This window comes from Fulvivirga sedimenti, assembly GCF_020328055.1.
Genome location: NZ_JAIXNE010000002.1, coordinates 195,740 through 207,458 on the forward strand (window position 1 = coordinate 195,740; position 11,719 = coordinate 207,458).

Genomic DNA, 11,719 nt, shown 5'->3' on the forward strand with positions numbered 1-11,719 from the left:
CTATACGAAATGACCATGAAATCTCTACTAAAAAACATCACCTTACTTGCCTTCCTGATCCTGGCGACTAATTTCTTCGGTTGCTCGGAAGATGACGAAGACAATCTTCCCAAGGTAATTGCAGGTTTTACGCAAAAGATCAACCAGGAATCCGGAACTGTCACATTTTTCAATACTTCAGAAAATGCTGACCAATACCTCTGGGATTTTGGAAATGATGAAACATCCACAGAAATCAATCCGATACGTACATTTTCAAACGGAACCTACACGGTAACGCTTACAGCAATAAATTTTGCAGGTGCATCCGATACCTTTGAGGACACCTTTACCATCGCGGTTCCTGAAACAGCTGCCCTGCCCATCACCTTCGATAACAGTGGTGTCAACTATGATCCAACTGTTTTCGGTGGAACTTCCTTTGAGGTAGTGAGCAATCCTGACCAGTCGGGATCAAACGATAAGGAAACCAATGTAGGGGCCATAACGAACAACGGCGAAGAATTTGAAGGGTTGTTTTTCGATCTTGGAAGATCTATCGATCTCACCACCGACAAGAGAATATCCATGAATTTCTGGTCGGAAGCTCCTATATCTGTCCTTATGAAACTTGAGGAAGGAACAGCAGCAGCCATCGAAACCACTGCAAATCACGGAGGATCCGGTTGGGAAAAAATCTCATTTGACTTCACATCCATTGCAGAATATAACCGCCTCACCATCTTCGTAGACGGCCCGGGCACTACCGCGGGAACATTCTACATAGACGACATCATCCAGGAATCAGCTTCTTCCGGCGGACCTGTATTGCCTACATCTCCAGCTCCTACCCCTTCACAGCCCGAATCGGATGTGATCTCGGTTTACAGTGACGCTTATACAGATGTTCCGGTTGAAGGATTTAATTTCTACGGTGCTGCAGCCTTTGAAGAAGTTGATATTGCTGGTAATAAAGCATTGAAATACACCTTCGTGGAAGGCGACGGAGGAAACTTCCAGGTTATTGAGCTGGGTGGTGCTAATCAGATTGATGCGGCAGCCGCAGGAATGACCAACTTCCGTTTCGATATTTGGTTTCCCAATGAGGTTGACGAAACATCGGCAATGCTCATGAAACTGGTAAACTTCGGCACATCAACTTCAGAAGGTCTCATTAACGTGAATCCTTCATCATCCCCGGCAATCGCCCAGGGATCATGGTTATCGTTTGACATCCCTTTCAGTGAGTTAGAATCGAATGGCCTTACAGAAAGCAGCAACATTCAGCAAATCGTGGTGGATCTGCTTACTTCGGGTGAAGTTTACATAGACAATATCTACTTCTACAAAACAGCAGGCAGCGGAGGCCCCATACCTCCTACCTCTCCGGCGCCAACACCTACAGATGCTCCGGAGAACGTGATATCCATTTACAGCGATGCGTACACCGATGTTGCCAGAGAGGGATTTAATTTTTACGGAAACGCGGCATTTGAAGAGGTGAGTATTTCGGGTAACGGAGCGTTGAAGTATACATTCGTTGAAACGGACGGCGGCAATTTCCAGGTAATGGAACTTGGAGGTGCGAATCAAATAGATGCTGCCGGAGCAGGAATGACAAACTTCCGCTTTGACCTTTGGTTCCCGAACGAACTGGATGAGAATTCGGCATTCCTGATGAAACTGGTTGACTTCGGCGCCACAACTTCTGAAGCACTGATCAACATCAATGCTTCATCAAGCCCGGCAATTGCCCAGGGCACATGGCTCCAGTTTGATCTTCCGTTTACTGAACTGGAAAGCAACGGTCTCGCCGGAAGCAGTAATATTCAGCAGGTAGTTGTCGACCTTATCAATTCAGGCGAAGTGTATATCGACAACATCTATTTCTATAAGCCTGCCGGTAGTAGTGGACCGGTGCCTCCGACTTCACCGGCACCTACCCCTACCCAATCTGCGGCTAATGTAATCTCAATTTACAGCGACGCATATACTGACGTAGCCAGAGAAGGCTTTAATTTTTACGGAAACGCAACATTTGAAGAGGTGAGTATTTCCGGAAACGGCGCATTGAAATATACTTTCGCTGAAGTGGATGGCGGTAACTTCCAGGTAATTGAACTTGGAGGCGCCAACCAGATTGATGCTGCAGCAGCAGGTATGACCAACTTCCGGTTTGATCTCTGGTTCCCTAATGATGTGGATGCAAATTCGGCATTCCTGATGAAACTGGTGGATTTTGGAGCCGTTACATCTGAAGCGTTGATCAATGTAAACGCTTCATCAAGCCCGGCAATCAAAAAGGGCCAGTGGCTACAGTTCGATATTCCGTTCTCGGTACTCCAAAGCAACGGACTTGCCGCAAGCAGCAATATCCAGCAACTGGTTATCGATCTTGTAAATTCAGGAGAGGTTTACATCGACAATATCTTCTTCTACAAAGAGGAGTCAATGCCATCCGGAAGCATCATTAACCTGACTTTCGATGATGCTGCATCCATTACCAACTGGATGCGCCTCGCCGATGCCAATAGCGACGAAGCAAGTATAGAGTGGGTTGCAGACGGCGGTGTACAGGGAGGAGCAATGAGGCTGTCGGGTCTTAATCCAACAGACGCAGCCGGAAAAGCATATATCTTCCAGCTCGATTTAACGGACCTGAACTATGACGGGGCGTCGAACGTCCGGCTGACGTTTGATATGAAACTTGGGGCTCCCCTTGTTGCAGCCGTTGTTCACCTCCAAACCAACATCCCTGGCGTTGGCGTGACAAACAACTATGAAATTCATGCACAGGGTCTGAATGAATCTATTTACACAAGCCTGACATTCGATTTTTCGGGTGTAGACGCAGCGGGTTCTACAATGATGATACATTTCAATATCGCAAGCGGAGCTGTTGTAGGTGCCGGTGGAGTTGTTCTGGTGGATAATATCAAACTGGTTAAGAACTAAACCAAAATTATGATATATTGGCCGTCGGTTTTTTTGTCGACGGCCAATATTGGTTTTTGAAACCTGGGTGGATAGCTCACAGCCGTCAGGCACGTTCAATCAGAAATGGACCCTTTTAAAACTACCAGGAAACTAACACCATATTAATGACAGAGACTACATTCAGGAACGTTGAATTAAAGGAAGCACAATTTGAAAATGAAACGTATTATTTCATTTCAAATTCAGACAGGATGCGGCCATTTTTCATGAGTATCGTAAGTGATTCAAATCACTGGATGTTCATTGGAAGCAATGGAGGAATAAGCGCAGGCAGGAAAAATTCAGATTATGCTCTCTTCCCTTATTATACGGATGATAAGATCATCGAGTCCGCAGAAATAACCGGAAGCAAGTCGATATTTAATGTCACTAAAAACGGAAAAAATCATATCTGGGAGCCATTCTCAATCCGATTTGCACATCTCTATTCCACCACCCGCAATCTCTACAAGAATGTTCATGGCAACAAAATTCTATTCGAAGAGATCAATCATGACCTCGGTCTTGCCTATCGGTATCAATGGAACTCCAGTGATATCTATGGTTTTGTGAAGAAAGTTCAACTCACCAATAACACAAATGACCCGGTTGAAGTAAAGGTTTTGGACGGTATCCAGAATATTATGCCCAGCGGTGTTGGGGCTGCAGTGCAAAATTCAAGCAGTAACCTCGTTGATGCCTACAAGCGCAATGAACTCATCGGGGAGGGCGGTATTGGTATTTTTGCCCTCAGCTCAATCATTGTAGATAAAGCTGAGCCAAGTGAAGCGCTGAAAGCCAATATCGCCTGGTCAGCAGGAATGGATAATCCTTCATACCTGCTTTCTTCATTACAGCTCGATTCATTTCGGAAAGGCCTTCCCATTCACCAGGAAAAGGATGTAAAGGCTGAGAAGGGTGCATATTTTGTGTTCAGTGAAATGACACTTAACGGCGGATCACAAAAAGACTGGATGATTGTGGCCAACGTGAACCTGTCTATTTCAGCTATTGTGGCTCTTTCAGAAGAAATAAAAAAGGGAGGTGATCTGGCAGAGAAAATTCAAAACGATATCGACAAGGGCACCAGGAGGCTGCTTGAGTTAAATGCTGCTGCAGATGCATTACAACTCTCAGAAGATAAATTCAGGAACACCCGGCACTATTCGAATACACTATTCAATATCATGCGCGGTGGCATTTTTGATCAGAATTATCTGATTGAAAAGAATGATTTGTACCGTTACCTGGCGAATGCCAACAAGGAAGTGGCCAAACAGGGTAAAACCATGCTCGACAATCTTCCGGAAGTATTTTCTCTTGATTCCTTGACTGAACTCGTTTCAAGGACAGATAGCACTACTCTGAAACGACTATGCCTGGAATATCTGCCACTCAAGTTCAGTCGGCGCCATGGAGACCCTAGTCGTCCGTGGAACCAGTTTTCCATCAATACAACGGATGAAAATGACGGGTCGAAAATACTGGACTATGAGGGCAACTGGCGCGATATTTTCCAGAACTGGGAAGCATTGGCCTACTCCTACCCTGAGTTCAGTGAGGGAATGATTTTCCGCTTCCTGAACGCATCCACTTTCGACGGTTACAATCCTTACCGCATTACCAAGAATGGCATTGACTGGGAACGCATCGAGGAAGATGATCCATGGTCGTATATCGGCTACTGGGGTGACCACCAGATCATTTATCTACTCAAATTCCTTGAATTTACAGAGGCCCACTATCCCGGTAAACTTAGCAGCTACTTCAACCAGGACCTGTTTGTCTATGCCAATGTTCCATATAAGATTAAGAGTTATCCTCAACTCTTAGCCAACCCAAAAGACACCATTGATTTCGATCATAAGAAGGATGAGGCTATCCTGAGCAGAATATCAAAAATTGGTGCGGATGGTGCACTTTTAAGTGATAAAAATGGTGACATCTACCAGGTTAATTTCATCGAAAAAATACTTGCCACCGTGCTGGCAAAAATGTCTAATTTCATTCCCGATGGCGGAATCTGGATGAATACGCAGCGACCGGAGTGGAATGACGCGAATAACGCCCTCGTTGGAAACGGTGTTTCAATGGTCACCCTCTACTACTTAATTCGCTTTTTAAAATTCTTCAACAACCTTCTGGAGAATACCGATGTCGAAAAAGTTCATGTTTCGGCTGAAGTGAATTCGCTCCTGGAACAAATGCATCAGGTTCTGAGTGAACATAGAAGCATTCTTTCTACATCTGTCTCTGATAAAGACCGTAAAAAAGTATTGGATGGCCTGGGTTCTGCTGCAAGCAGCTTCAGGGAGAAGGTATATTCAGAATCCTTCGATGGCAGGAAATCCGAGCTGGATCTTAGGCAGCTGAAAGACTTTAATGACCTTAGCCTGCAATATTTGATCAGGTCACTCCAGTCAAACAAGCGGGCCGACAAACTATATCATGCTTATAATTTGATGTCCGTTAACGGTTCGGATGAGGTTTCGATCTCATATCTGAGTGAAATGCTGGAAGGCCAGGTCTCGGTGCTAAGCAGCGGCCTCCTTTCCGCGGAAGAAACAGCTGATTTGCTGGATGCTATGAAGTCAAGTAAGTTATACCGGGAGGATCAAAACAGTTACCTTCTGTACCCGGAAAAAACTCTTCCGGGATTTATGGAAAAGAATAATATTCCTGCAGCGGCCGTTGCAGAATCTCCTCTCCTGAAGAAACTTGTAGAGGATGGAAACAGGCACATCATTGAAAAGGACATACAAGGAACATTCCACTTCAATGGCAATTTCAGGAATGCCGCAGATCTGGAAAAATCATTGAACAGCCTGAGCGACGGAAAGTACGGTGATTTGGCTAAATCAGATAAGGCAAAAGTCCTGCAAATATTTGAAGCGGTTTTTAATCACAAAGCATTTACGGGCAGATCGGGCACCTTCTACGGATACGAAGGCCTTGGTTCCATTTACTGGCATATGGTTTCAAAGCTATTGCTCGCGGTACAGGAATGTTGCCTTGCCGCCATTCACGGAAATGAAAACAAAGATGTGATTGACAGACTCATTACACATTATTATGAGATTCTTGACGGCATTGGAGTCCATAAATCGCCCGAGCTTTATGGAGCATTTCCTACTGATCCCTATTCGCATACACCAAAAGGTAAGGGTGCTCAACAGCCTGGAATGACCGGACAGGTTAAGGAAGATATCCTCTGCCGGATCGGAGAGCTGGGAATCGAGGTAGATCATGGGAAATTGCGCTTTAACCCGCGTATTCTAAAGAAAGAAGAGTTCCTTTCCCAAAGTGCTGATTTTGAATATATCGATATAAATCAGAATTGGAATAAGCATGCGGTGGAAAAGGGATGCCTTTGTTTTACATATTGCCAGGTGCCTGTAATCTATAAACTTTCAAGTACTGAAGGGATCCGGCTGAATTTAAATGATGGCTCAACCCGTGAGGTTTCTGGGTTGGCACTTGACCAGCAAGTGAGCAAAGATATATTTGAAAGAAACGGAATGATAGCAAGTATTACCGTAGAAATAAGTCCAGACAGGTTACTCTGTTGAAATGATGTAAATGAGAACAACATGGGTAACTCCGATAAAAAAGAACTATTATGAAACTGATTATAAATTTAATAATCGCAGGAGCGTTCTTTATTGTTGCGTGTAATCCAAAAAAAGGCGAAACCGATCAAGTGAAAGAGACTAAAACCAACGAAGTGACTGCAAAAGATATATTGGGAAATCCCGACTACCAGGCGATTTCCTTTGGAGGATACCGGGAGAAATCCAGGGAGATCCAGCCTACTGTGGGACAATTGAAGGAAGATATGCTGATCTTGTCGGCAATGGGAATAAAAATCCTTCGGACATACAATGTCCAGCTTCCCCACGCCTCCAATGTATTGAAGGCGATCAGTGAATTGAAGAAAGAGGATCCCGGTTTTGAGATGTACGTCATGCTGGGAGCATGGATCGACTGCAAAAATGCATGGACAGATCAGGCGCCGGATCATAATGTGGAAAGCGAGCAGAATGAGGGTGAAATCGCCCGTGCTGTTGCGCTTGCGAATCAGTACCCCGACATCGTAAAGATACTGGCTGTTGGAAATGAGGCGATGGTGAAATGGGCGGAAAGCTATTATGTACAACCCGGCGTTATCCTGAAATGGGTTCGTCATCTTCAGAAGCTGAAAGCTGAAGGGAAATTACCTGAAAGCCTCTGGATCACATGTTCTGATGATTTTGCCTCCTGGGGTGGCGGTGACCCGCTTTACCACACCAAAGATCTGGAAGACCTGATCAGAGAGGTCGATTATATTTCAATGCATACCTATCCATATCACAACTCTCATTATAACCCGGAATTCTGGTTTGTTCCCGAAGAAGAAGTGGATCTCTCTGACCGTGAAAAGATTGATGCTGCGATGATGCGCGCACTGAAGTTTGCTCAGAAACAGTATGATTCGGTTTCAACGTATGTCAGGAGTCTGGGTGTCAATAAACCAATCCATATCGGCGAGACAGGTTGGGCAACCACTTCAAACGGTCATTACGGTCCGCACGGTTCTAAAGCAACGGATGAATATAAACAGGGGCTGTATTACAAACACATGCGTGAATGGACCAATAGTGCAGGGATTTCATGTTTCTATTTCGAAGCCTTTGACGAACAATGGAAAGATGCCGGAAATCCCAAGGGTTCGGAAAACCATTTCGGCCTGTTTACGCTGGACGGCCATGCTAAATATCCGTTGTGGAATTTGGTGGATAAGGGAGTTTTCGGTGAGTTGACAAGGGGCGGAAACCGAATTTCAAACACTTATAATGGTGACAGCACTGCATTGTTTGCCGATGTAATGGTGCCACCCTCCCATCCGGAAGTTGAAATGAATAAATGAAATTGATCACAAAATATATTCCCGTCCTGTTATCTATCCTCATGATGGGAGGATGTAAAACCGATATGAAAGCGCCTGCGATTGAAGTATATGAGACCTCTGCCGATGGCCATAAGCTTACCCGGCTCACCTCCTTTGATGAAGAAAGCAATAGATCGGTTATCAAACTGATCCCCGAAGATGAATATCAGACCATTACCGGTTTCGGCGGATCATTTACAGAGGCATCGGCTTACGTACTCAATCAGCTGAGTCCTCAAAACAGGGACACTGTACTCGAAGCATACTTCGGAGATTCCGGCGCCAGATATTCCCTCACGCGGACGCACATGAACTCCAGTGACTTTTCGCTGGGCAATTACTCCTACGCACCAATGGAAAATGACATGGAACTGACCCATTTTTCGTTGGATGAGGATAAGGATGACATCATTCCGATGATCAGGGATGCGATGAAGAAATCGACGGAAGGCTTCAAAATCATTGCCTCGCCCTGGACTGCCCCTCCATGGATGAAAGACAATAAGAACTGGGTTGGAGGAAGACTTCTGCCGGAATACAATGATGTCTGGGCTTTGTTTTTCGCAAAATATGCAGACTCTATGAAGTCGGAGGGAATTGATATCTGGGCGTTTACTGTCGAAAACGAGCCACTGGGAAATGGCAACAACTGGGAAAGTATGCATTTTACACCCGGGGAGATGACACTCTTCGTTCAAAATCACCTCGGTCCGATTCTGGAAAGAGAAGGAAAGGCAGACATTAAGATTTTGGGTTACGACCAAAACCGTGAGCACCTTCGGGAATGGGTAGACGACATGTACCGCAATGAGCAAAGCTCCAAATATTTCAGCGGTACGGCCATCCACTGGTATGCGAGCACTTTCGAGGTATTCCCGGATGAATTGCGCTACGCCCACGAAAAGGCTCCTGATAAACACCTGATACAGACAGAGGCCTGCATCGATGCTGAAGTTCCCAAATGGAAGGATGATGCCTGGTACTGGTCGAAGGAAGCCACCGACTGGGGTTGGGACTGGGCGCCGGAGGAAGACAAGCACCTTCATCCAAAGTATGTACCAACATATCGTTATGCTCGTGACATCATTGGTTGCCTCAATAACTGGGTGGACGGATGGGTTGACTGGAATATGGTGTTGAACACCCAGGGCGGTCCAAACTGGTTTAAGAACTGGTGCGTTGCTCCGGTAATTGCAGATACAGAAAATGATGAAGTGTACTTCACACCACTCTACTATGTGATGAGCCATTTCAGCCGGTTTATCAGACCGGGAGCGAAAAGAATTGGATTTGAATCGGAAGATAAGGAGATGATGGTAACAGCAGCGAAGAATCCAGACGGTTCCATTGTGGCAGTGGTTTTCAATCCAACAACAGAGAAGAAGAATTTTTCATTGAATATCGGTGAAGAATCATCATTAATTTCTATTAACCAACAAGCCATTCAAACCATCATAATAGCACCTTAACCCCCGACAATATGACTAAATCAACCCAAACAAGCGTCGCACAGGTACCCTTTGGTCTTAAGGTTGCCTTTGGTATTGGTATGCTTGCCAACCAAATGTTTCCGGCCGCATTGAGCATCTTCATGGTTGTTCTGGTTCAGGACCTGGGTTTCCCGGGATGGATGTGGGGCGTCCTGTTTTTTCTGCCCCGGGTATTTGATGCCTTTAGTGATCCGATTATGGGATTTATTTCCGATAACACTAAATCAACATGGGGCAGACGAAGACAATACGTGTTTCTGGGAGCCCTGGTCATGGGTATTTCCTTTATTATCATGTGGCAATTGTACAGGGTTAACGGTGTAACCTATAATTTTACATTCTTCCTGATCTGGTCATTCATATTCTACCTCGGGTTAACCATATTCAGTGTTCCGTACGTGGCCATGGGGTATGAAATGAGTACCGATTTCCATGAACGAACCGATATAATGGCTGTCGCCCAGTGGATCGGTCAGTGGGCATGGGTTATTGCACCCTGGTTCTGGGTTGTAATGTACGACCCCGACTGGTTTGAATCTGCCGATGTGGCCACACGAACGCTTGCGATCTGGGTTGGCGTGATCTGTATGATATTTGCTATGGTGCCCGCCATATTTATTAAGAGCAGATCAACGCTGAATGAAAATTATTCGCCTCTCACCTTGAAGCATATCGGCACAGGTCTGAAGGAAATTTTAAATGGATTTGTCGAATCATTTAAAATAAAGCCTTTCAGAAAACTGTGCATTGCCACATTCTTCATCTTCAACGCGTTCAATACGATTGCAGCATTCTCCTTCTTTATAGTTGTTTATTATCTTTTCAACGGTGATGCAGCAGCAGCAGGAGTCTGGCCTACCCTTTTCGGAAGTATCGGCGCGCTGGTCACAACTTTTGCTGTGATACCTGTAGTGGCGCGCATGTCGAAGAAGACAGGAAAGAAAAAAGCTTTCCTCATCTCGCAGGGTATCTCCATTATCGGATACATTATGCTTTGGTTTCTATTTATACCTGGCAAACCATACATGTTCATTTTCGCGTTGCCATTTTTCTCCTTCGGCATAGGCAGTTTGTTTGTTCTGATGATGTCAATGACAGCCGATGTGATAGATCTCGATGAACTCACCTCCGGAAAACGACGCGAGGGTATATTCGGGGCAATTTACTGGTGGATGGTGAAGTTCGGCTTTGCCATTGCCGGACTGTTAAGCGGTGCAATCCTATCCGTTGTTGGATTTGATCCGGATGCCGCATCTCAAACTGAAGGAGCTATTATAGGACTCAGAGCATTCTATTCTGGCGTTCCCATACTAGGTACATTGGTTGCAATGATTGTCATGTGGAATTATGATGTAACTGAAGATCGAGCTCATGAAATTCGCGCAGAACTTGACAAACGTAAAGAAGGTCCGGAAGAGAAACCCCTCACATATTATCAAGCGGAAAAGCTGCTGTCTCTTGTAAGGCTCGATATCAAAAATGGCCTTGAGACGGATATGGATTTTGCTGCGATGAACCATCTGGAAATCAAACAGCACTATGCTGAATCCTTAAGAAGGGGTATGCACGGATTGTGTTTCAGTCCGTATGAAGAGGGCCAGGATATCGGCGATATTTTAACAGAATCCCAAATCCGTCGACGTATGGGTGTGATTACTCCATATACCAAATGGGTGCGTTCCTTCTCCTGTACAGAAGGTAATGAATTCATTCCGAAGGTCGCCCGTGAAAGGGGTTTGAAGACCATGGTAGGAGCCTGGATCAGCAAGGATAAGGCACAAAATGAAAAAGAGATCAATTCACTAATTGAACTGGCAAAGTCGGGAGTGGTGGATATCGCTGCAGTTGGGAACGAAGTTTTGCTTCGCGGTGAATTAAGCAAGGATGAATTAATCCATTACATTAAGCGTGTGAAAGAGGCTTTGCCAAATATCCAGGTCGGATGTGTGGATACCTATTATCAATTCTACGAACATCCGGACCTGGCTGATGCCTGTGATGTTCTGCTTGCCAACTGTTATCCTTTCTGGGAAGATTGCGACATTGACAAGGCCACTGTCTACCTCGATCAAATGTATCAGGTTGTGAACAAGGTTTCAAAGGGAAAACCTGTTATTATTGCAGAAACCGGATGGCCGGGAGGTGGTGAAGATCACAAAAGCGCCAAACCATCCCCTGAAAATGCGATGAAATATTTCGTCAATGTGAATAACTGGCGACAAAAACAAAACATCGAAGTATTCTACTTCTCCTCATTCGATGAATCCTGGAAAGTTCACCATGAAGGTGACGTAGGCCAGCGATGGGGAATTTGGGACAAAAATGAAAAATTAAAATACAGTTAACG

5 protein-coding genes are annotated in these 11,719 nt (G+C 45.1%); all 5 read left to right on the forward strand.

What is annotated here, in order from left to right:
• The first annotated feature begins 15 nt into the window (after nucleotides 1-15).
• The 5 genes from LDX50_RS07245 (at nucleotide 16) to LDX50_RS07265 (ending at nucleotide 11,717) form a co-directional block, all read left to right on the forward strand.
• Nucleotides 16-2,934, forward strand: coding sequence for a PKD domain-containing protein (locus tag LDX50_RS07245; RefSeq protein ID WP_225697770.1), 2,919 nt, complete (start codon nucleotides 16-18; stop codon nucleotides 2,932-2,934).
• A 146-nt stretch (nucleotides 2,935-3,080) separates the two neighbouring features.
• The gene (locus LDX50_RS07250; protein WP_225697771.1) at nucleotides 3,081-6,524 is read left to right on the forward strand and encodes a hypothetical protein; all 3,444 of its coding nucleotides are present in this window, start codon (nucleotides 3,081-3,083) and stop codon (nucleotides 6,522-6,524) included.
• 50 nt (nucleotides 6,525-6,574) lie between these two features.
• On the forward strand, nucleotides 6,575-7,861 hold the full coding sequence (locus LDX50_RS07255; protein WP_225697772.1) for a glycosyl hydrolase family 17 protein: 1,287 nt from the start codon (nucleotides 6,575-6,577) through the stop codon (nucleotides 7,859-7,861).
• Nucleotides 7,858-9,351 (forward strand): glycoside hydrolase family 30 protein, encoded by a 1,494-nt coding sequence (locus LDX50_RS07260; protein WP_225697773.1) that lies wholly within the window; start codon nucleotides 7,858-7,860, stop codon nucleotides 9,349-9,351. Before LDX50_RS07255 ends, LDX50_RS07260 begins: the two co-directional genes overlap by 4 nt.
• 11 nt (nucleotides 9,352-9,362) lie before the next feature.
• Complete coding sequence (locus tag LDX50_RS07265) at nucleotides 9,363-11,717, forward strand: MFS transporter (protein ID WP_225697774.1); 2,355 nt, start codon at nucleotides 9,363-9,365, stop codon at nucleotides 11,715-11,717.
• Nucleotides 11,718-11,719: the final 2 nt, after the last annotated feature.

What these genes read in the sequence shown, in the direction of transcription:
- LDX50_RS07250 (WP_225697771.1), top strand. Translation starts at nt 3,081, where the DNA reads ATGACAGAGACTACATTCAGGAACGTTGAATTAAAGGAAGCACAATTT.
- LDX50_RS07245 (WP_225697770.1), top strand. Translation starts at nt 16, where the DNA reads ATGAAATCTCTACTAAAAAACATCACCTTACTTGCCTTCCTGATCCTG.
- LDX50_RS07265 (WP_225697774.1), top strand. Translation starts at nt 9,363, where the DNA reads ATGACTAAATCAACCCAAACAAGCGTCGCACAGGTACCCTTTGGTCTT.
- LDX50_RS07260 (WP_225697773.1), top strand. Translation starts at nt 7,858, where the DNA reads ATGAAATTGATCACAAAATATATTCCCGTCCTGTTATCTATCCTCATG.
- LDX50_RS07255 (WP_225697772.1), top strand. Translation starts at nt 6,575, where the DNA reads ATGAAACTGATTATAAATTTAATAATCGCAGGAGCGTTCTTTATTGTT.